General features: G+C 63.3%; 18 protein-coding genes and 1 pseudogene. 12 read left to right on the top strand and 7 right to left on the bottom strand.

Annotation, left to right across the window (positions count from 1 at the left end; translation table 11 throughout):
• The 3 genes from QUV21_RS14465 to QUV21_RS14455 all read left to right on the top strand — a co-directional run bounded on the left by QUV21_RS14465 (position 1) and on the right by QUV21_RS14455 (position 4,203).
• Entirely contained in the window at positions 1-1,164 is a 1,164-nt protein-coding gene (locus QUV21_RS14465; RefSeq protein WP_300856076.1) for an acyl-CoA dehydrogenase family protein, read from the top strand.
• Positions 1,165-1,420: 256 nt separating this feature from the next.
• Positions 1,421-3,409 (top strand): acetate--CoA ligase family protein, encoded by a 1,989-nt coding sequence (locus QUV21_RS14460; RefSeq protein WP_300855885.1) that lies wholly within the window; start codon positions 1,421-1,423, stop codon positions 3,407-3,409.
• Entirely contained in the window at positions 3,406-4,203 is a 798-nt protein-coding gene (locus QUV21_RS14455) for a carnitinyl-CoA dehydratase (RefSeq protein WP_300855884.1), read from the top strand. The genes QUV21_RS14460 and QUV21_RS14455 overlap by 4 nt, the downstream gene beginning before the upstream one ends.
• Here the strand turns inward: QUV21_RS14455 and QUV21_RS14450 are convergent.
• The gene (locus QUV21_RS14450) at positions 4,200-4,736 is read right to left on the bottom strand and encodes a dihydrofolate reductase family protein (protein WP_300855883.1); all 537 of its coding nucleotides are present in this window, start codon (positions 4,734-4,736) and stop codon (positions 4,200-4,202) included. The two genes, QUV21_RS14455 and QUV21_RS14450, sit on opposite strands and share 4 nt — an antisense overlap.
• A 139-nt stretch (positions 4,737-4,875) precedes the next feature.
• Between QUV21_RS14450 and QUV21_RS14445 the strand changes: the two genes are divergently transcribed.
• Together QUV21_RS14445 and QUV21_RS14440 are read left to right on the top strand one after the other, a co-directional pair.
• Complete coding sequence (locus tag QUV21_RS14445; RefSeq protein WP_300855882.1) at positions 4,876-5,346, top strand: OsmC family protein; 471 nt, start codon at positions 4,876-4,878, stop codon at positions 5,344-5,346.
• A gap of 160 nt (positions 5,347-5,506) precedes the next feature.
• Positions 5,507-7,120, top strand: a complete 1,614-nt coding sequence (locus QUV21_RS14440) for a GMC family oxidoreductase N-terminal domain-containing protein (protein WP_300855881.1) — start codon at positions 5,507-5,509, stop codon at positions 7,118-7,120.
• 158 nt (positions 7,121-7,278) lie between these two features.
• Here QUV21_RS14440 and betC read toward each other — a convergent pair whose 3' ends face one another.
• Positions 7,279-8,784 carry a choline-sulfatase gene (gene betC, locus QUV21_RS14435; protein ID WP_300855879.1) on the bottom strand — a complete coding sequence of 502 codons (1,506 nt, stop codon included), beginning with the start codon at positions 8,782-8,784 and terminating at the stop codon, positions 7,279-7,281.
• Between the two features lie 425 nt (positions 8,785-9,209).
• On the opposite strand from betC, the gene QUV21_RS14430 reads away from it, so the two are divergent.
• Positions 9,210-11,174 carry a CocE/NonD family hydrolase gene (locus QUV21_RS14430; RefSeq protein WP_300855878.1) on the top strand — a complete coding sequence of 655 codons (1,965 nt, stop codon included), beginning with the start codon at positions 9,210-9,212 and terminating at the stop codon, positions 11,172-11,174.
• An 11-nt stretch (positions 11,175-11,185) separates the two neighbouring features.
• On the opposite strand, the gene QUV21_RS14425 is transcribed toward QUV21_RS14430, so the two are convergent.
• Positions 11,186-11,932, bottom strand: coding sequence for a class II aldolase and adducin N-terminal domain-containing protein (locus QUV21_RS14425; RefSeq protein WP_300855877.1), 747 nt, complete (start codon positions 11,930-11,932; stop codon positions 11,186-11,188).
• A 329-nt stretch (positions 11,933-12,261) separates the two neighbouring features.
• Between QUV21_RS14425 and QUV21_RS14420 the strand changes: the two genes are divergently transcribed.
• On the top strand, positions 12,262-12,630 hold the full coding sequence (locus tag QUV21_RS14420; protein WP_300855876.1) for a hypothetical protein: 369 nt from the start codon (positions 12,262-12,264) through the stop codon (positions 12,628-12,630).
• Between the two features lie 42 nt (positions 12,631-12,672).
• On the opposite strand, the gene QUV21_RS14415 is transcribed toward QUV21_RS14420, so the two are convergent.
• A complete protein-coding gene (locus tag QUV21_RS14415; protein ID WP_125326066.1) occupies positions 12,673-12,879 on the bottom strand; it encodes a cold-shock protein in 207 nt (68 codons plus the stop codon).
• Positions 12,880-13,124: 245 nt separating this feature from the next.
• On the opposite strand from QUV21_RS14415, the gene parA reads away from it, so the two are divergent.
• A complete protein-coding gene (parA, locus tag QUV21_RS14410; RefSeq protein WP_300855875.1) occupies positions 13,125-13,745 on the top strand; it encodes a ParA family partition ATPase in 621 nt (206 codons plus the stop codon).
• Positions 13,746-13,963: 218 nt separating this feature from the next.
• Here the strand turns inward: parA and ettA are convergent, their stop codons facing one another.
• Positions 13,964-15,619, bottom strand: coding sequence for an energy-dependent translational throttle protein EttA (gene ettA / locus QUV21_RS14405; protein ID WP_300855874.1), 1,656 nt, complete (start codon positions 15,617-15,619; stop codon positions 13,964-13,966).
• Positions 15,620-15,745: 126 nt separating this feature from the next.
• Between ettA and QUV21_RS14400 the strand changes: the two genes are divergently transcribed.
• Positions 15,746-16,351 carry a nicotinate-nucleotide adenylyltransferase gene (locus QUV21_RS14400; RefSeq protein ID WP_300855873.1) on the top strand — a complete coding sequence of 202 codons (606 nt, stop codon included), beginning with the start codon at positions 15,746-15,748 and terminating at the stop codon, positions 16,349-16,351.
• Positions 16,352-16,503: 152 nt separating this feature from the next.
• On the top strand, positions 16,504-17,973 hold the full coding sequence (dacB, locus tag QUV21_RS14395; RefSeq protein ID WP_300855872.1) for a D-alanyl-D-alanine carboxypeptidase/D-alanyl-D-alanine-endopeptidase: 1,470 nt from the start codon (positions 16,504-16,506) through the stop codon (positions 17,971-17,973).
• Positions 17,974-18,353: 380 nt separating this feature from the next.
• Here dacB and QUV21_RS14390 read toward each other — a convergent pair whose 3' ends face one another.
• A complete protein-coding gene (locus tag QUV21_RS14390; RefSeq protein WP_300855871.1) occupies positions 18,354-18,626 on the bottom strand; it encodes a DUF4242 domain-containing protein in 273 nt (90 codons plus the stop codon).
• Positions 18,627-18,799: 173 nt separating this feature from the next.
• Here QUV21_RS14390 and QUV21_RS14385 point away from each other — a divergent pair, with 173 nt between their 5' ends.
• Entirely contained in the window at positions 18,800-19,513 is a 714-nt protein-coding gene (locus tag QUV21_RS14385) for a helix-turn-helix domain-containing protein (protein ID WP_300855870.1), read from the top strand.
• Between the two features lie 430 nt (positions 19,514-19,943).
• On the opposite strand, the gene QUV21_RS14380 is transcribed toward QUV21_RS14385, so the two are convergent.
• The gene (locus QUV21_RS14380; RefSeq protein WP_300855869.1) at positions 19,944-20,351 is read right to left on the bottom strand and encodes a hypothetical protein; all 408 of its coding nucleotides are present in this window, start codon (positions 20,349-20,351) and stop codon (positions 19,944-19,946) included.
• Between the two features lie 187 nt (positions 20,352-20,538).
• On the opposite strand from QUV21_RS14380, the pseudogene QUV21_RS14375 reads away from it, so the two are divergent.
• Positions 20,539-21,308: pseudogene (locus tag QUV21_RS14375) on the top strand (IS5 family transposase).
• The last annotated feature ends 221 nt before the right edge of the window (positions 21,309-21,529 follow it).

Raw genomic sequence — 21,529 nt, 5'->3', positions numbered from 1 at the left:
ATGGATTTTGGCCTGACCGAAGAACAGCGGATGATCGTCGAGACGACCCGCGCCTTTGTCGAGACGGAGCTTTACCCGCATGAGGCAGCGGTCGAACGCTCGGGCGTGCTGCCGCTGGAGGTGATCCGCGAGTTGCAGCAAAAGGCCATGGCGGCGGGGCTTTATGCGGCCAATATGCCGGTCGAGGTGGGTGGGGCTGGCCTCGATACCCTGTCGTGGCTCCTTTATGAAAAGGAACTGGGGCGGGCGAACTATGCCCTGCACTGGACCTGCGTGGCGCGGCCCTCGAACATCCTGCTGGCGGGGAACGCGGAACAGCGGGAACGCTACCTGATGCCCTGCATCCGCGGAGAGACCTGGGATTGCCTCGCCATGACCGAACCGGGCGCCGGGTCCGATCTGCGGGGGATGAAGGCCACGGCGCGCCCGGATGGCGACGACTGGGTGCTGAACGGGACAAAGCATTTCATCAGCCACGCCGACCTTGCGGGCTTTGCCATCGTCTTCATGGCGAGCGGGGAGGAAGACACCCCGCGCGGACCGAAGAAGCTGATCACCGCCTTCTTCGTCGACAAAGGGACGCCCGGCTTCACGGTGCGCGAGGGGTATCGGAACGTCAGTCACCGTGGCTACACCAACGCGGTGCTGGAGTTCGACGACTGCCGGGTGCCAGCAGCGAATGTGCTGGGCGAAGTGCATAAGGGCTTTGAGGTGGCGAACAGCTGGCTGGGGGCGACCCGGTTGCAGGTTGCAAGCACCTGCCTTGGTCGGGCGGAGCGGGCGCTGGGACATGCGATCAGTTACGCGGCAGAGCGCAAGCAGTTTGGGCAGCAGATTGGCAAGTTTCAGGGGGTCAGCTTCAAGCTGGCCGATATGGCGATGGAACTGAAGGCGGCGGAGCTTCTGACGCGGGAAGCTGCCTGGAAGTATGATCAGGGTTCGGTGACCGAGGCCGATATGGCCATGGCCAAGCTGAAGGCGACCGAGGTGCTGGCGATGGTCGCGGACGAGGCGATCCAGATCCATGGTGGGATGGGGCTGATGGACGAATTGCCTTTGGAGCGGATCTGGCGCGACAGCCGGGTGGAGCGGATCTGGGAGGGAACGTCCGAGATCCAGCGGCACATCATCAGCCGAGAACTGCTGAGGGCGGTTGGGGGTTGAACTGTCGGACCGGGGGTTTCACACCCCCGGACCCCCGTGGGATATTTCAGGACAGATGAAGGGATTCGTTAACCTTGGCCTGCAACAGTGATCGGGCGGTACAGGCGGGGACGCCGATGACCGCGACAGGTGAAACCCTGCCTCGGTCTGCCGGGGCAGGGCGTCGCCCTTCCCATTTCATCTGTCTGAAAATATCCTCTGGGGGTCCGGGGGGCGAAGCGCCCCCGGGGGCCGATGCAACTGGCAGAGGTCGGGCATGAGCCGCCTCGACCGTCTCCTGCGTCCGCGCCACATTGCCGTTCTGGGGGCCGGATGGGGGCTGAATGTCATAGAACAGTGTCGGAAGATGGGGTTCGCGGGTCCGGTCTGGCCGGTGCATCCGACGAAGCCCGAGATCGGCGGACTGAAGGCCTATGCCAGCCTCGCCGACTTGCCAGAGCCGCCGGATGCAACCTTCATCGGGGTGAACCGACATGCCACGCTGGACGTGGTCTCCGAGCTTGCCGCCATGGGCGCTGGCGGCGCGATCTGCTTTGCCTCGGGCTGGACCGAGGCGGGCGAAGCAGGACTGCAGGATCGGTTGGTATCTGCTGCGGGAGACATGCCGATCCTTGGGCCGAACTGTTATGGGGTCATCAACTACCTTGATGGGGCGCTGCTCTGGCCGGACCAGCACGGCGGCGTCCGGGTCGACACGGGTGTGGCGCTGGTAAGCCAGTCTTCCAACATCGTCATCAACATGGGCATGCAGCAGCGCGGTCTGCCGGTGGCCTATGTCGCCTGTCTGGGCAATGCCGCCGTCGTCGGGTTGGCCGAGTTGACCGGGGCGCTTCTGGACGATGCCCGGGTGACGGCGGTTGGCCTCTATATCGAAGGGATCGACGATGCCTCGGCGTTCGCCGACTTGGCCGAAAAGGCGCGCAGGATGGGCAAGGGTGTGGTGGCGATCAAGTCCGGCAAGACTGAGCTTAGCCGGATTGCGGCGGCCAGCCACACTGCCTCGCTTGCGGGTGGTGGGGCCGCGTCAAGCGCCTTCCTGCGCCAGATCGGGGTGGCGGAGGTCAACACGCCTTCGGAACTGATCGAGACCTTGAAAATATTCCATGTTCACGGCCCTCAGATCGGGACGCGGATCTGCTCGCTGTCCTGTTCGGGTGGCGAGGCGGGGCTGGTGGCGGACCTTGCAGCGCCTTACGGGATCGACTTTCCTCCGGTACCGAAGTCTACGCATGACCGGCTGTTCGCGGTGCTGGGAGAAATTCCGACCATCTCGAACCCCCTGGATTACCACACCTTCATCTGGGGCGATGGGCCGAAGACGACCGAAGTCTTTTCGGCGATGCTGGAGGCCTATGACGCGGGGCTCTACATCATTGATAGCCCCCGGGCGGACCGCTGCGATCCTTCCGGCTATGAACCGGCGTTCCGCGCGATCATTGCGGCACAGAAGGCGACCGGGAAGATCGCTCTGCCTGTCGCCTCCATGGCGGAGAACCTTGGCGAAAGTCGGGTGCAGGCGATGATGGCGGAGGGGGTCTGCGCCCTCCTTGGGCTGGAGACGGCGCTGGCGGCGGTCAAGGCGGCGCAGACGGCACCAGGCATTGCGCGCTGGCGGCCCATTCGGGCCTTGCCAGGGCGGGAGACGCGGCTGCTGTCGGAGGCGGACGGAAAGGCGCGGATCGCGGCGGCGGGGGTGGCGGTGCCGCGCTCGGTGACGGGGACGACTTTGGCTGCGCTGGATGTAGCGGGTTTGAAGCCGCCCTATGCCCTGAAGGGTCTGGGGTTTGCGCACAAGACCGAAGCCGGGGCAGTTCGGCTGGGGGTGACCTCTCTGGAGGGCCAGGCCGAGATGCCGGGGGCCTCGGGCTATCTGGTCGAGGAGATGGTGACCGGCGCGGTGGCAGAGGTTCTGCTCGGCCTCAGGCGCGATCCGGTCTATGGCGTGACGCTGACTTTGGGCATGGGCGGCGTGACGGCCGAGGTGCTGGCCGATACGGTCACGCTCGTCCTGCCGGTCACGGAAGCCGAGGTGCTGGGGGCGGCGCGGGGCCTGCGGCTCTGGCCGTTGCTTGACGGCTATCGCGGGCGACCGCGGGCGGACATGTCGGCGGTCGCCGACATCGCGGTGCGGCTGGCGGCGCTGATGCTTGCCGATGAGAGCCTGGAAGAAATTGAAATCAACCCGGTCATGGTGCGCGTTGAGGGTGCCGTGGCGGTGGATGCTTTGGTCAGGAGAGTGGAATGATGGAAATGCGGACTGAAGGCCCCGTGAAGACGCGACGCGAGGGGGCGATCCTGGAGGTCACGCTGGACGCTCCCAAGGCCAATGCGATCAGCCTGAAGACCAGCCGGGTGATGGGGTTGGTGTTTCGGGATTTCCGGGACGACGACAGTCTGCGGGTCTGCATCCTGCGCGCGGCGGGCGAGAAGTTCTTCTGCCCCGGCTGGGATCTGAAGGCCGCGGCCGAAGGCGATGCGGTGGATGGCGACTATGGCATTGGCGGGTTTGGCGGGTTGCAGGAGCTGCCGAACCTCAACAAGCCGGTCATTGCCGCCGTGCAGGGCATCTGCTGCGGCGGGGGGCTGGAACTGGCCTTGTCTGCGGACCTGATTCTCTGTTCGACCAATGCGACCTTCGCCTTGCCGGAAATCCGGTCGGGGACGGTGGCCGATGCGGCGTCGATCAAACTGCCGAAGCGCATCCCCTATCATGTGGCGATGGACCTTCTGCTGACGGGCCGTTGGTTCGACGCCGAGGAAGCGCATCGCTGGGGCCTGATCAAGGAGGTCTGCGCGCCCGAAGAGTTGCTGGCCAAAGCCTGGGATCTTGCCCGCCTGCTGGAAAGCGGCCCGCCCCTTGTTTACGCAGCGATCAAGGAAGTGGTGCGTGAGGCCGAGAACATGCGCTTTCAGGACGCGCTGAACCGGGTTTCCAAGCGGCTGCTGCCCACGGTGGACCGGCTTTATTCCAGCGAGGACCAGCTGGAGGGCGCAAAGGCTTTCGCCGAAAAGCGCGATCCCATGTGGAAGGGCCGCTAGGGGCGCAGCAGATAGCGCGACTGCACTAGGCCCGAGGGGAAGCTGAGGAACCTGTCATGGACGAAATGAATGTCGCCGCCCGTCGGACCAAAGAGGCTTCGCCCCTCGCCGATCAGGACGGGAATCGTTGACAGGACCATGTCGGCGATCAGCCCCTCGCGCAGGAAGGACTGCACGATCTGGCCGCCGTCGACATAGACGCGTTTCGCGCCTTGCCGGCCCAGATGCTCCATCGCGGCGCGGGGGGAAAGGTCGGCGAAGCTGACCTTGCCGGACAGCGCTTCAGGCGCCGTGGTCCCGGCCAGCTGGCGGGAAAGGACAAGCACGGGCTTGTCATAGGGCCAGGTATCAAAACCCGACACCGCCTCATAGCTGCCACGGCCCATGACGATGGCGTCGATGTCCTTGATGAAGGCGGCATAGCCGTGATCCTCGCCGTCATGTTCGGGCAGGATCAACCAGTCGAGGCCGCCATCCTTGCGGGCGATGAAGCCGTCAAGGCTGGTGGCAATGAAGACATGTCCGGTGGGCATTGGGCGTCTCCTGTGTCGAATCCGGGGGCTTTTGATGCCATGACGCGCGCGGCTTGCAAAGCGCTGGTTTCCATTTTGTTCCAGTATGGCCCCGCAACCTGAAGCGGGGTAGCCTGCCGGGAACTGGAGGACCGACCCCATGCCCACCCACGACTACACCACCCGCATCCTCTGGACCGGCAACCGGGGTGAGGGGACTGCGCATTACAAGGCCTATGACCGGACCTGGGATATCGCTGTGCCGGGGAAAGCCCCGGTGCATTGCTCCAACGATCCGCTGCTGGGGGGCGATCCGTCGAAGATGAACCCCGAGGATCTGCTGCTATCGGCGCTCTCGGCCTGTCACATGTTGTGGTATCTGCACTATGCCAGCGATGCGGGGATCGTGGTGACCTCTTACTCCGACAGCCCGCTTGGGGCGGGTGAGGTCGGGCGCGGCGCGGCGGGGCGGTTCGTCAAGGTGACCCTGCAGCCGCATGTGGGGGTTACGCGGGGGACTGACATTGCGGAGGCCGAGGCGATCCATCACCGCATCCACGAGGTTTGCTTCATCGCCCGGTCGATGAACTTTCCCGTGGACTATGCGCCGACGTTTTCCGTGGAGGGCTGACCGGCTGCCCCCCACCGCCAACCCCTCCCCACCGGTGGGAAAGGGAGGCGCCTTGGGCTGGCGGTTCGGTTGCGACATAGGGTGTCGGAAAGTGGACGGTTCCGGCCCTTGCCGCCGTCTAGGGTGAAGCCGGGCCGGGGGCGGCCTTGCCGGGGGCCATATGGACGAGACCGACTACATCATCGTAGGTGCTGGCAGCGCCGGATCCGTGCTGGCGGATCGGTTGTCCGCCAATGGCCGCCACAAGGTCACGGTGCTGGAAGCCGGGGGCAGCGACCGGCGCTTCTACATCCAGATGCCGCTTGGCTATGGCAAGCTGTTCTATGACCCGAAGGTGAACTGGCTTTACAGGGCAGAACCCGATCCGGGGCTGGCCGGCGCACGGGACCATTGGCCAAGGGGCAAGGTTCTGGGCGGGTCATCCTCGATCAACGCAATGGTCTACATCCGGGGCCACAAGGCGGATTACGACGACTGGGGGCGCTACAATCCGGGCTGGAGCTGGGACGATTGCCTGAGCGCCTACAAGGCGATGGAGGATAACGAGGCCGGTGGCGATGACTGGCGCGGGCAGGGCGGTCCCTTGTTCGTTTCGGCCAACAAAAGCGGGCTGCATCCCTTGGTGGAGCATTTCGTGGCGGCCTGTGATCAGGGCGGGCTTCCCCCGACGCCGGATTTCAATGGGGCCAGCCAAGAGGGCGCGGGCGTCTACCAGATGACGATCAAGAGCGGTCGGCGGAACTCGGCCGCGCGGGCCTTTCTGCGCCCGGCGATGCGGCGGGCGAACCTGGCGGTGATCACCGGGGCATTGGTGTGCCGAGTGCTGGTCGAGGATGGCCGGGCGGTCGGAGTCGAATACCGGCAGGGCGGTGTGATGCGGACGCTGCGGGCAAGGGGTGAGGTGATCCTTGCCGGGGGGGCCATCAACTCGCCGCAGCTTCTGCAGCTGTCGGGGATCGGGCCGGGGGGGCTGCTGCAATCGCTTGGCCTGCCGGTGGTGCGGGACAATCCGAACGTGGGCGACCACCTCAGCGACCATCAGGGGGTCAATTACACCTGGTCGATGAACGTGCCGACCTACAATGACGAGTTGCGCCCCTGGTGGGGCAAGATGCGCGCCGGGATGCAGTATCTCTTGACCCGGGGCGGCCCGCTGGCCAAGTCGATCAACCATGCGGGCGGCTTCTTTCGCACGCGGCCGGATCTCGACCGACCGAACATGCAGCTTTACATGCAGGCGTTTTCCACCCTGATCCCGCGGGATGGCGAACGGCCGGTGCTGAACCCCGACCCATGGTCGGGGATGTCGATCGGGCTTTCAAACTGCCGCCCGACCAGCCGCGGGCATATCCGATTGCGCACGGCGGATCCGGGGACGCATCCGGTGATCACGGCGAACGCGTTTTCGACCAACCACGATGTCGAGGAAATGCTGGCTGCGGTGAAATACCTGCGCTACATCGCGGCACAGCCGGCAATGGCCCGGCTGATCAAGGAAGAGCTGCGCCCGGGGCCAAAGGTGGTGACAGACGAAGACCTCATCGCCGACTTCCGCGCGCGGTCTGGAACGGTCTACCACCCAAGCTGCACCTGCCGGATGGGACCGGATGCGGCGACCTCTGTGGTTGATGCGCGGCTGAGGGTGCATGGGGTGGCGGCCCTGAGGGTGATCGATGCAAGCGCCTTTCCATCGATCATTGCCGGCAACACGAATGCCCCCGCGATGCTGATGGGCTGGAAGGGCGCCGATCTGGTGCTGGCGGACGCTCGCTGAACTCTGCACCGGCGCCGCTACCGGGGGCATCGAGCCCCCGCCAGCGGCATTGCCATCGCAGGCTCTTGCCGGTCGCCCCTGTTCAGCGTCGCGGGCGCCCCCTGAGCTTGGTGTTTGGCTTGCGAGCTTTCCCCGCTCCGCAGGATCACGCGCCGGGCTTATTCCCCTCTGGGAAAGCGCTTGTTTTCTTCCAGCACGTTCAGATCCATATGGTTGCGCATGTAGCGTTCCGAGGCGGCGCGCAGGGGCTGATGATCCCATGGGAAATAGGCCCCGTTCCGCAGCGCCTCATAGACCACCCAGCGCCGGGCCTGGCTTTCGCGGACCGCAGCGTCATAGGCGGGCAGATCCCAGCGTTGGTCAGTCAGCGCGCGGAAATGCGCAAGGATTTCGGCAGCGCGGGGATCGGGAGCAAGGTTGGTCCGTTCTTCGGGATCGTTTGCAAGGTCGAACAGCAGGTCCGGGTCAGCCGGGCAGTGTACATATTTCCACGCCCCTTCGCGCAGGGCGACCATTGGGGTGATCGTGCCTTCGGCGGCGTATTCCATCGCCACAGCCGGGCGCTGTGCGCCTGCCGCGACGGGTAGCAGGTTCACGCCTTCCGTCCAGGGGGCGACCTCATCCATCGAGATCCCGGCGAGGGCCGCGATTGTCGGGGCAAGGTCGATCGAAGACACCGGCGTTTCCACCCGCCCGGGTGCGACTTCTCGTCCTGCCAGCATCAGTGGCACCCGGGCCGAACCTTCGAAGAAGTTCATCTTGAACCACAGGCCCCGATCGCCCAGCATCTCGCCATGGTCTGACAGGAAGACCACCTCGGCGTCTTGCCGGGTGGCCTCCAACACGGCGAGAACCTCGCCGATCTTGTCATCCACATAGCTGATGTTGGCGAAGTAGCCTTGCCGGGCGCGGCGGATCTGGTCGGGCGAGATGTCGAAGGCGCGCCAGTCGCAGGCATCCATCAGGCGCCGGGAATGGGGATCCTGATCGGCATAGGCAATGGGCGTTGGCGGTTCCAGCTCTGGCACGCCTTCGTAAAGATCCCAATACTTGCGCCGGGCGACGAAGGGGTCATGCGGATGGGTGAAGCTGACGGTCAGGCACCATGGCCGCTGATCCTGACCGCGCGACAGGTCGTAAAGCTTCTGGATCGCCTGAAACGCCACGTCATCGTCATATTCCAGCTGGTTGGTGATCTCGGCCACTCCGGCCCCGGTCACGGACCCAAGGTTGTGATACCACCAGTCGATCCTTTCGCCCGGTTTGCGGTAATCCGGCGTCCAGCCAAAATCGGCGGGGTAGATGTCAGTGGTCAGGCGTTCCTCGAACCCGTGCATCTGGTCGGGGCCGACGAAATGCATCTTGCCTGACAGGGCAGTATGATACCCTGCGCGGCGCAGGTGGTGGGCGTAGGTCGGGATGTCCGAGGCAAACTCGGCGGCGTTGTCGTAGACGCGGGTGCGGCTGGGCAGTTGGCCCGACATGAACGAGGCGCGCGCCGGGGCGCAAAGGGGCGACGCGGTGTAGCAATTGGCAAAGCGTGCCGAACGGGCGGCAAGGCGCTTCAGGTTCGGGGCGTGCAGAAAATCAGCCGGACCGTCGGGAAACAGCGTGCCGTTCAATTGATCGACCATGATGACAAGGATATTGGGCTTTTGAGCCATTGCGGCGGTCCTTTCGATTTGCGCCATTCAAACCCCAGAAATCGCGACGGGAACAGCCATTGAATTCGGTTTGAAGGCAAAGCGCAGGTTCTTGAAGCTGGACCGCGTCGGTTGCGAGTGATCAGCCCGGCAACCGGCAAAGCCTGATCGGGGCTTTCGGAGCGCGGGCGATGGTGCCGCGCGCCTCAAGATCAAGCTGCACGCATCGCCATGTGATTTGCACGGTCGACATGGTTGACATGGTGCGGCGAGGTGATGTTGCGCACCTCGATCCGGTCGGTTGGGTTGGCCATTGGGCGACTCTGTTTCGGTTCGGAAAGTCTGGCCGATCTGATCGGGGTGCGCCACATCCGCACGGGGCGGGTTGCCAAATTGGGCGGTCGCGCGCCAAGTTGGGCGTCTGCAAAGGGGGACGGGAAAGCGGGATGGATGCGTCGTATCAGGTGACAGAGCAGGAAGATCAGCGCATTGCGATGCCCGACGGGGTGCATCTGTCGGCCCGGCTTTGGCGGCCCAGTGCGGATGCGCCTGTGCCGGCCATTCTGGAGATGATCCCCTACCGCAAGCGCGACGGAACCGCTGTGCGGGACGAGGCAATCCACCCTTGCATTGCTGCGCATGGCTATGCCTGTCTGCGCGTCGATCTGCGTGGCTCGGGAGAAAGCGAAGGCATCCTGACCGACGAATACACCGCCGAGGAACTGGCCGATGCCTGCGCGGTCATCGCCTGGGCCGCAGCGCAGCCGTGGTGCAGCGGCGCGGTCGGGATGATGGGCAAAAGCTGGGGGGCCTTCAACGCGCTTCAGGTGGCGGCGCTGCAACCCCCGGCGCTGAAGGCGGTGATTGCGGTTTGCGGCACGACCGACCGTTTTGCCGATGACATCCACTTCAAGGGCGGCTGCCTGCTGGCTGAAAACTTCGGTTGGGCTTCGGTGATGCTGTCTTATTCCTCACGCCCCGCTGACCCTGCCTTGCGCAGGGATTGGCGGGAAGACTGGCTGCGACGACTTGAAGCGAACCCGTGGCTTGCCCCGCGCTGGGCCGGGCATCAGACGCGTGACGCCTATTGGCGGCATGGGTCGGTCTGTGAAGACTGGGCGCGTCTGACGGTGCCGATCCTTGCGATTGGCGGCTGGGCGGATGGCTACATGAACATGGTTCGGGCGCTTGCGGGCAATGCCTTGGGTCCGGTCAAGGGCATCATCGGCCCTTGGGTCCATCTATACCCCCATATGGCAGTCCCCCGCCCCCGGATCGGCTTTCTGACCGAGGCTTTGCGCTGGTGGGACCATTGGTTGAAGGGCATCCCCACCGGGGTGGAGGCTGATCCGGACCTGCGCCTTTACCTTCAGGACTGGGCCATGCCTGACCCCGCAGCCCAGGACCGCCCCGGCCAATGGATCAGCCTGCCTGCGAAAAGCGCGGCTGTGACGGTCACCTTGCCGCTGGGCGCTGGTGGCCTTGGCCCGGAAACCGCCCTTCCGGCCTTGATTGCGTCGCCTCAGATCCTTGGGGCGGCCTCAGGCGAATATTTCCCCACCGGCGATCATGGCGAGATGGCCGGGGACCAAGCGGCGGATGATGCAATGTCTTTGTGTCTTGATGGCCCGGTTCTGGATGCGCCGCTTGCGCTTGTGGGGCGGGAGGTGCTGCGGATGGTGCTGGCTTCGGATCAGCCGCTTGGCTTTGTCGTTGCGCGGTTGTGTGATGTGGCGCCCGACGGCACCTCCAGCCGGATCGCGCATGGGACGTTGAACCTGTGCCATCGGGACGGAAGCGCTGATCCGCAGCCGATGACGCCGGGCCAGCCAGTGGAGGTGACGCTGGTGCTGGATGACATGGCCCACCGCCTGCCGCAGGGGCATCGGTTGCGGCTGGCGCTGTCAAACAGCTATTGGCCCTTCTTGTGGCCCTCGCCCGTCGCGGGGGGGCTGACGCTGAGCGGTGGGGCGATTGATCTGCCCGTCCTGACCATGGCGGCGGCAGATTGGCACCCACCGCCACCCGAACCCCTGCCCGCGCCCCGCCAGCAGACCACGCGCCCGGGTGGCTGGTCGCGCCGGACCGAGACCGATCCCAAGACCGGCCACCAGACGCTGATCATCCGTGACGATACCGGCGATACCACTGAACCACATGGCCTGACCCATGGCGAAACCGTGCAGGAAATCTGGGAAATCGCGCCCGATGATCCCTTGTCGGCCCGCGCCACGATCACTTGGGAACAACGCCTGTCGCGCGGGAATTGGCGGGTTCGCACCCTGACCGAGACACAGATGACCGGCAGCGCGTCAGACCTGCGGATGACTGCCCGCCTGACAGCATGGGAGGGGGACGTGCAGCTTTTTTCCCGCGAATGGGATGAACTGGTGCCGCGACGGTTTGTCTGATGCCGGGGCGTTCAGCCGGCGTAGCCGGGGTCTTCGCTGTCAAGGATCGCGCGCAGCTCGCGCAGATGGGCCTCGGCAAAGCCGGGGTAGGTTTCCCATTCCCGCGCGGTCTTTTCGGCAATCTCTTCGGGCAGCACGCGCAGGGGCCGGCCGGTTTGCAAGGCGCGGATATAGGTCTCGGCCGCCCGTTCGAAGTAGTAGAGCCGGTTGAAGGTTTCGGCGACCGTGGCCCCGATCACCAGAACGCCGTGATTGCCCATCACCATGGTGGTGATCTTCGGGTCGGTCAGAAGGTTGGCGCAGCGCGCGCCCTCGTCACCAAAGGCCATGCCGCCGAAATGTTCGTCTACCACCAGGCGGTTGTGGAACATTGCCGTGTTCTGGTCGATCGCCGGAAGGCGCGAATCGGCAAGGCTGGCCAGTACGGTGGCGTGGATCGAATGGATATGCATCACGCAGCGCGCATGTGGGCAGGCGCGATGGACGGACCCGTGCAACCCCCACGCCGTCGGGTCCGGCGCATCGGGGCGCGACAGGGTGGCCGGGTCGTTGGCATCAATCTCGACCAGGGACGATGCGGTGACCCGCGAAAAGTGCCGCCCGTTGGGATTGATCAGGAACCGCGTCCCTTCCGGATCGACCGCGACGGAAAAATGATTTGCGACGGCCTCGTGCAGGTTGAGGCGCACGGTCCAGCGGAAAGCGGCAGCCAGATCTTGTCGCAAGTCCCATTGGGTCAGATTCGCGTGTTGGTTCATCCCGGCTCCGCCGCTGATTCGATCCACGAAGGGGTGGATCTGGGGCTGCATTTCAATGAAGAATAGGTTAACAGGTTGCTCGAAACTACCCTAAACACGCCGTTGAAGGCGACATGCAACCTTGACGAGGGGTGCGCCGGAGGGTCCGTCAACCTTTGCTTGAATGTGGCGTGGGTGCTGAAAATTACCTGTAAGTTTCCTTCTTTCTAACGAATGCTTACCTTAATGCCGGGCTAGACAGAGAAGAGGTGGTGGAGGCAGTGCGCGTGCAGACATTCGCAAGGACCAACAGGCATTCTCTGGCGCAGCATTCCTTGGCGGTGCGGGTCGTGTTGCTTACGGACCGTCCCGAAGGGCCAAGCGCGCAGCGGCTGGCGATGTATGGTTGTCTGGTTGATGTCGAGGATGAGGTCTATGCGGCACTTGCCTCGATCCTGGACGACCCGATGGGATACGATCTTTTCGTGATGGATTGCGATGCCTTCGGCGGGATTGACGCGGCAGAGCGTGCGATCGCCACATTGATTGCAGCAGATGCGCGGATGCGGGTGATCCTGATCAGCCAGGAATTTGACATTCCCGCCTATCCGATGGGAATTCGGACGGCAGTATGTCTGCCAGACCCGGTTTCAGAGGCCGGCTTTCGCCGTGGCTTTGACCACGTCCTGCGTGACCGGTCAGCAATCACGATGATGTAGTGTGATGCCGGGGGGCGGCAGGCCGCCCCCGGCTGTTCCGCCTTAGTCGAGCGCGAGGTTCGTCGCGGATTCGCGACCGTCGCGGCCAGCTTCAATGTCGAAAGTGACCGGCTGGCCATCCTTCAGGCTGCGAAGGCCTGCGCGTTCCAGCGCGGTGATGTGAACGAAAACGTCCTTTTTGCCGCCTTCCGGGGCAATGAAGCCGTAGCCTTTGGTTTCATTGAACCATTTCACGGTGCCTTTGGCCATCGTGATGTCTCCTGTCTAGTCTGCCGCCCGCGAGATTGCGGCGGCTTGGCCCCGTCAGCTTGAAGTCGATTGCTGTGGCCGATGGTCGGAGACAGTGGTCGAAAAGATAACGTCGCAACAAAAGAATTGCATATTCTGCCGGGGTTTCCAAGGGGTTCCGGCATTGTCAAGCCGAAAGCCGGTTTCGGGCTGTGCCGCTGTTGCGAAAGGATATATGCTGCAATGCAGCATATGGAGGATTCGCGATGGGCAAGGTCGTGACCGTGGCGCAGCAGAAGGGCGGGTCGGGCAAGACGACCCTCGCCGTCAATCTGGCCGTCGAATTTCGGCAAAGGGGCTTGCGCGTCGCGCTTCTGGACACGGACCCGCAGGGCAGTCTTGGCCGCTGGTTCCTGTCACGCCGCGAAAGGCTTGGCGAGGCGGGGATGGAGTTTTCGACCGCCTCGGCATGGGGGGTCAGCTATGAGTGCGAAAAGCTGAAGAAGCTGGCGGATGTGGTGATCATCGACACACCGCCCAAGGTGGACGCAGACCTGCGGCCCGCGCTGCGCGAGGCGGATCTGGTGCTGGTGCCGGTGGCCGCGTCAATGGTGGACCTTTGGGCGACGGACGGGGTCTTTGACCTGATCGGCCGCGAGGGGCGGCGCGCGGTGATTGTGCTGAACCGGGTCAAGGCTGGCACAAGACTGGGCGGCGAGGTGGCCGATGCTGCCGCCAAGGTGGGCGGCGTGGCCGCAGCGACGCTTGGGCAAAGGGTGGTCTATGCCGAAACCCTTGGGCAGGGGCTTGGGGCCGGAGAGATGCGCGGCGTTGCCCAAGCCGAGGTCGTCCGGCTGGCGGATGAGGTGCTGGCCATGTTGGGTTAGGTGACGGCGTCAAGGCCGGGCGGATGGGGATCGGGGTGCCGATCGCCCGGGCGCAGCATGTACGGATGCGCGTCAGGCCAGAGGCCTGGTCCGTCAGATTTGCGGTCGTTTGAACCCGAGCCCGCGCCCTTGTCGGGCTTCCTGCCATCGGATCCGGACCTGAAGGCCCCCCATAGGACTGGGGGGCTAGCCAGAGATTGCGTCCGCCCGGGCCGGGATCAGCGGGCGAAGCGCTTGTATTTCACCCGCTTTGGCTCCAGCGCATCCGGTCCCAATCGGCGAACCTTGTCTTCCTCATAGGCCTGAAAGTTGCCTTCAAACCACTCCACATGCGCGTCGCCTTCAAAGGCAAGGATGTGAGTGCAGAGCCGGTCAAGGAAGAAGCGGTCGTGGCTGATGATGATGGCGCAGCCCGCGAAATCCTCGATTGCAGCTTCCAGCGCTTGCAGGGTTTCGACGTCAAGGTCGTTGGTCGGTTCGTCAAGTAGAAGCACGTTGCCGCCCGATTTCAACAGCTTGGCCATGTGGACGCGGTTGCGCTCACCTCCCGACAGAAGGCCGACCTTCTTTTGCTGGTCAGTGCCTTTGAAGTTGAAGGCCCCGGTATAGACGCGGCTGTTCATCTGCATGTCGCCAAGGTGGATCACCTCGGCCCCGCCAGAGATTTCTTCCCAGACGTTCTTGTTCGGGTCGAGCGCGTCGCGGGACTGGTCGACGAAGGCCAGTTTCACGGTTTCGCCCAGCTTGATCGTGCCTTCATCGGGTGCTTCCTGCCCGATGATCATGCGGAAGAGGGTGGACTTGCCGGCACCGTTCGGGCCGATGACGCCGACGATGGCACCGGGGGGGACGGTGAACGAAAGGTTCTCGATCAGAAGCTTGTCGCCCATGTGCTTTTTCAGGCCTTCAACCTCGATCACCTTGTTGCCCAGACGTTCGCCGTTCGGGATGATGATCTGTGCTTGAGTGGCGCGTTCGGTGACGGTCTGGTTGGCCATCTCGTTATAGCGCGACAGACGGGCCTTGCCCTTGGCTTGCCGCGCCTTGGCACCGGAACGGATCCACTCCAGTTCCTTTTCCAGCGCCTTCTGCTTCGATTTGTCCTCGCGCGCTTCCTGCGCCATGCGCTTGGCCTTCTGGTCCAGCCATGCGGAATAGTTGCCCTCGTAAGGGATGCCGCGGCCGCGGTCGAGTTCAAGGATCCAGCCGGTGATGTCATCCAGAAAATAGCGGTCGTGGGTGACGATCAGGATGGTGCCTTTGTAGTTGATCAGGTGCTTTTGCAGCCAGGCGATGGACTCCGCGTCAAGGTGGTTGGTCGGTTCGTCCAAGAGCAGCATGTCGGGCTTTTCAAGGAGTAGCCGGCAAAGCGCCACCCGGCGGCGTTCGCCACCGGAAAGCGTTTCGACATCGGCGTCGTCCGGTGGGCAGCGCAGTGCATCCATCGCGACGCCGACGGTGGCTTCCAGTTCCCAAAGATTCTGCGCGTCGATCTGGTCTTGCAGCGTGGCCATCTCCTCGGCGGTCTCGTCCGAGTAGTTCATTGCCAGTTCGTTGTAGCGTTCGAGGATCGCAGTCTGCGCGGCCACGCCGAGCATCACGTTTTCCTTGGCGGTAAGCTTGGGGTCAAGGTGCGGTTCCTGCGCAAGGTAGCCGACCTTGGCGCCTTTGGCGGCCCAGGCTTCGCCTTTGAAGTCCTTGTCGATGCCCGCAATGATCTTGAGCAGGGTGGACTTGCCCGCGCCGTTGACGCCGACAACGCCGATCTTCACGCCGGGCAGGAAGTTGAGGTGGATGTTCTCAAAGCACTTCTTGCCGCCGGGGTAGGTCTTGGAGACGTTCTCCATGTGGTAGACGTATTGATAGCTGGCCATGGTCGCGCTCCATCTGGGGTTGGCGCGTATGTAGCGACGATGGGGCTGCGCTGCAACGGGGAGAGGGGGCATTGTCTAAAGCCTGGTCTTCGGGTCAATTGGCCGCCGTGGACAAGGAAGGCGCGTATGCGGCAGGGGTTTCCTCCGGCAAGCCGGGGCATGGTGGTCGGGCTTCTCGGCGGGTCGTTTGATCCGGCACATGCGGGACATGTCCATATCACGCGTGAGGCGATAAAGCGGATGGGGCTGGATCAGGTCTGGTGGCTGGTGTCGCCCGGCAACCCATTGAAGGCGCGGCAGCCCGCCCCGATGGCCGAGCGGATGGCGCGCGCAAAGGCGGTGATGCAGCACCCGAAGGTGAAGATCACCGCGCTGGAGGCCGCGCTTGGCACCCGGGCGACGGCGGATACGGTTGACCGGCTGACCCGGCTTTACCCCGGGGTTACCTTTGTCTGGCTCATGGGGGCGGACAATCTGGTGCAGTTTCATCGCTGGGGGCGTTGGCGCGATATTCTGCGCCGCGTGGCGGTCGGGGTTCTGGCGCGTCCGGGGTCTGGGGTCGCGGCGCGGATGTCAGTCGCGGCGCGGGCGTTCCGGGTCCATCGGGTCGCCCGGGGGGAGACATTGCGGGGGCGGCAGCCCCCGGTCTGGGCCTTTGTCAATCTGCCGCTGAACAATGCCTCGTCCAGTGCGATCCGGGCAAAGGGGGGGTGGCAATCCGGGCGGGGCTGAAGGGGGCAAGTCCTGCGGCCAGTTTCTTGCGCTGTCAGGAACGGCACGTCTCGGGTGTTTGTCGCTGAGCGGGTTGTGAGCAGTCGTGGCAATTCCCGGGCTGTCGGAATCGGATTGATCGGGTATTACCTTTGGCAGCGGGAGGCTGACCGGTGATCACACGGCGCTTTGTTCTTGGTGGGCTTCTGGCCGGTGTGGCATTGCCGACGCTGGCCGAGGTCATGGAAACTTCGCCCCGGCCAATGGCCCGCAAAGGGGCTGCGGCGTCGCGGTCAGCCTCTGCCGCGGGGGATTTTTCGTCACTGGTCGAGGCGGCGAAGCTGGGTGGGGTAGTCAGCTTTGTGGTTGCGGACGCAAGGACCGGAGCGGTTCTGGCCGCGCGCCAGCCGGATCTGGCCTTGCCGCCCGCCAGCGTCGCCAAGGCGGTGACGGCGCTTTACGCGCTGGACCGGCTGGGGGCCGGGCATCGCTTTGCAACGCGGGTGTTGGCTGGCGGGCCGGTTCAGGGCGGGGTTGTGCAGGGCGATCTGATCCTTGCGGGCGGTGGGGATCCGACCTTGCAGACCGATCAGCTGGGCGATCTGGTGGCACGGCTTGCCAAGTCGGGGATCAAGGGGGCGACGGGGCGGTTCCTTTACTGGGACGGCGCCTTGCCCCGCCTGACGGCGATTGCCGACGATCAGCCGGTGCATGTCGGCTATAATGCCGCGATTTGCGGGCTGAACCTGAACTTCAACCGGGTCCATTTCGAATGGAAGCGCGGCGGCGAAGACTGGCAGTTTGCCGTCGACGCGCGCGGCGAACGCTTTGCCCCGAAGGTGGATATGGTCCGCGTGGCCCTTGCCCGGCGTGAGACACCCGTCTTCACCTATGATCCCGGGCGGATCGAGGAATGGACTGTCGCCACTTCCGCGCTGGGCAAGGGCGGGAGCCGCTGGCTCCCGGTGCGCGATCCGGGCCGCTATGTCGCCGAGGTCTTTCGCACCTTGGCCCGGGCGCAGGGCATCACATTGGCCGCGCCGGAACGGATGCAGGCAAGACTCGATGGCACCGAGCTTGGCCGGGTGGAAAGCGCCCCCTTGCCCGAGGTTTTGCGCGGCATGCTGCGGTTTTCCACCAATCTGACGGCGGAATGTGTGGGGCTTGCCGCATCGGGGGCCGGGGGGCTGGCGGCTTCGGCCGGGGCGATGAACGACTGGTTGCGGCAGGCGTTCGGGGCCGAGGCGGCGCTGCGCGACCATTCCGGTCTGGGCGGGGCCTCGCGGATCACGACGGCAGGCATGGCGCGGATCCTGGTGGCGGCGCAGGCCGAGGGGCGTGGCCTGCGCCCGATCCTGCGCGATGTCGGGATGAAGGACGACCAGGGCAAGGTCATCGAAAAGCACCCGGTCAAGGTGCTTGCCAAGTCGGGGACGCTGAACTTTGTATCCGGGCTTGCGGGGCATATCAGTCCACCCGGCGGCAGAGAGCTTGTTTTTGCTATCTTTTCCGGCGATCCGGAACGGCGGGATGCGGTGCCGGTGGGCCAGCGGGAAGACCCGGCGGGTGCCAAGGCATGGAACGGGCGGGCGCGGCGGCTTCAGGGGCAACTGATAAACCGCTGGGCGGGGGCCTATGGGTGAGGCCCCCGTGGGGCTGTCAGAAAAAGGGTGCGCGGGATATTTTCGGGGGGCAGGCAACGGCCGGGGGCGGCTGGCAAGCCATTGAGACCGCTGCATTTACCCGATGATTTCAGGCCGGAAGTGCCGTCGTTTTCCCGTCCTTCTTGCGTCTTCCTTCCGTCTCTACGCGCGTGGAGGTGACCGGGTGTTAACCATCTGGGGAGTCGGGTGGGCGGAGAGGGTGGGAGCCGCGAGAGACTCCTCTGGGGTGTCCCACAGTGGGACATTTGGGCAAGGAGTTCTTTGAGGGGTTGGGCGAGTGTGATTGGTGGATTGGCACCCACCCTACGCTTGCTGACGGAACGACCGGTCGGCCCATAAAGGCTGCCGATCGAGCCGATTCAGTTTGCTGTCGTCGGATCTATCATCGAAGATATTCGCGTGATCCGATTGGCTGGAAAACCGCTCAACTTTGCGTGGTCTTGGATCGCGGCCTCGTCCTCTGCCAGATAGACGCAGAACGTCTTGTCATTCGCGACGTAGGAATGCTCCCACTGAACCCTCGGGGCGAGCTCGGAAAGAGCGGTGTTCGAGGCCTTCGACGCTTCCCGAAGCTGGTTGCAGTCAAAAGACCCTACAGAAGGAATATCCCGTTCTATCACAAATCGATGCATGGCTCGTCTCCTCGTTTTTGGTCGTGGTCGCACACGGCTTCGCACCGGTTCCCCTAAGATGCCCGAACGCTTCAGCGAAAGTAGATTTGAAAGTGAAGCGCCCCCGCTTCAGAATGTGAACTGGCTTGGTCATGGGCTCTTCGCCTAGGCTCACACCGAAAGGAGACACGGTCATGAGCGGAGCACCCTACGGAATCGTCTGCCCGATCACCCATGCCTGCAATATTCTCGAGCCACGATGGACGATCCCCATCCTGTGTGAAATGTGGGGGGGATCGACCCGCTTCAACGAGATCCGGCGTGGTGTCGGGAACATCTCGACGGCACTCTTGTCCAAGCGATTGAAGGATCTTGAGGCACACGGACTGATCGAACGCATCGAGGGCCCAGCGACCGACCAGATCGACTATGTCCGCACACAGCGCGCCATCGAGCTCGAGCCTGCGCTCAATGCGCTTGGCAAGTGGGCCCAATGCAACATCAAGGCTCGCAACGCCTTACTTAATACAGATGTCTCCACACTGATGTGGCAGATGCGCGGGTTGGTATTCTCTGATGAGTTGCCGAAGCGGCAGATCGTCATGCAGTTCCGTTTCAGCGATCCGGGGCTGGCCTACGACACATACTGGCTGCTCACGCGGCCCGGATGTCCCACGGAAATCTGCACAGAGATACCTGGTTTCGAAATCGATCTGTTCATCGAAACAGACCGCATTTCTCTCGCCTCGGTGCTCTTGAACCGAACGACTATCGAACGCGAAAAAGAGAAAGGCCGCCTATTTGTGAGCGGCGACGCATTGCTTGATCGCACGATGGGCAATTGGCTATACCGTCGCGCCAAAGAAGACCCAAGCGAGGTTCTTCAGCTCGAAGACACCGAAAGATAGCCTCATGGGTGTCCGCTCCTGGCCCACGGTCGGCAGGGGGAAATTGGCCCGAGGCCCTGATGAGGCTTCATCTCTCCGTTGCAGGCAGGCCCTCAAAGGGTGAACCTCTCGGTCAGGATCTTGAGCGGGTCAATGGTCTGGTCGAGATCTTCCGATCGCTTCCTTCGCGGAAGGTGCCAGACTGAATGCTCTACTGGAAGAGATGGGCTGGCCCCTTACCGACACCAAGCGTCCCGTCACACCCCCATATGCCGCACCCTTGCGCCCCACTCGATGGCGACGGCGGGGAGAGGGGGCGTCAAAAATGGGGATGGATCGGGGGATGGCGGCACCCGTCCCATATGTGCTGACCAAATCGCCGGAGCGCCCCGACATCGCCGGAGCGCCACGACGGTAGCGACCAGTCCGCCCCAACCAGAGTTCGGGAAGATCAGCGCGGAAGGCACCTGTAGCTGCCGTCAGGGTAGTCTTCAAAGTGGCCATCATTGCCGAAGCTGATCCGGCCCGTGCAGGCGCCCCAGACAAACATTCCATTACCACGAATGGCAGCCTCTGACGAAGTTCCCGACCGCAATACTTTTGAATGGGTGTAGTAAACGGAATTGTTTCCACCCCCACAGACATTGTTCGATCCCACGACATCACCGCAATAGATCACAAAAATATCGCCATTGCATGTATTCATGATGTTGAAATATTCAGTGTCATCATATTGAGATTGTTCAATCTGAATATCAACGCAATGCGATGCAACGTCACCTGTGTTTCCTGATGAATTCTGTGCGGCTACAATCGACGGAGCAAAAGCAAGAGCCAATATTGCGATAACGAACTTCATTCAAATACCTCCGGTTGGGTCTTAATCAGGTAGCGGGACCGACCAATCCCGCCCAGACAGCGCTTTGGTCGGCAAGATCAGCCAGTGTACGGGTACGACACTGAAATATCGCATTCATAACTGTAGGGTCAGGACCCATTGAACTTGCGCTTGCGGCATGATTCAGGCTCCGCAAGGAGACCGATCAATGAGCAACCTTTTCTGGCTGACGGACGCACAGATGGCGCGTCTGGAACCCTTCTTTCCCAAGAGCCATGGCAAGCCACGCGTCGATGACCGTCGCGTGCTGAGTGGCATTATCTTTATCAATCGCAATGGCTTGCGCTGGTGCGATGCACCCCGGGAGTATGGCCCGCCGAAGACCCTCTACAACCGTTGGAAGCGATGGGGCGACAAGGGCGTCTTCGCCCGGATGATGGAAGGTCTGGCGGCAGAGGCGGCCGTTCCGAAGACAGTGATGATCGATGCCACCTATCTGAAGGCACACCGCACGGCGACCAGCCTGCGGTCGAAAAAGGGGGTGCTGACGATCAAAAGGGCCGCCTGATCGGCCGGACCAAGGGCGGCATGAACACAAAGCTGCATGCCGTCACCGATGCCGAGGGTCGCCCGATCCGCTTCTTCATGACGGCAGGCCAGATCAGCGACTACACGGGTGCGGCGGCCCTTCTGGACAGTCTGCCAAAGGCGGATTGGCTGCTGGCCGACCGCGGCTATGACGCCGACTGGTTCAGAGAAGCGTTGAAAGACAAGGGGATAAAGCCCTGCATCCCTGGCCGGAAGTCACGCGGCAAGCCCATCAAGCACGACAAGCGCCGCTACAAACGCCGCAACCGGATCGAGATCATGTTCGGGCGGCTCAAGGATTGGCGGCGGGTTGCCACCCGCTACGACCGGTGCCCGAAGGTCTTCCTCTCCGCCGTCGCGCTCGCCGCAACCGTCATGTTCTGGCTATGAAACAAGAACGAGTCCTGACCCTAGTAGAGCTTGCGACGGGTCATGCGTTTTATGGCTGGAGAGGAATTCTTGGCGCATGCTTACCATAGCTGAGTGCTGAAATATCTGGCTGAAGAGTATCAGGCGCGGCGCATTTGTGGCGCAATAAAGCTGTAATTCACTGATCGATAGTGTCTCACCAGATTGTAGTCTTCCACCGGCAATTTCGTCATCCTGCGCTG

Source organism: Tabrizicola sp. (assembly GCF_030373185.1).
GTDB lineage: Bacteria > Pseudomonadota > Alphaproteobacteria > Rhodobacterales > Rhodobacteraceae > Tabrizicola.
Note: the sequence above shows the minus strand (reverse complement) of the source record. Positions and strands in the feature narration are given on the sequence as shown.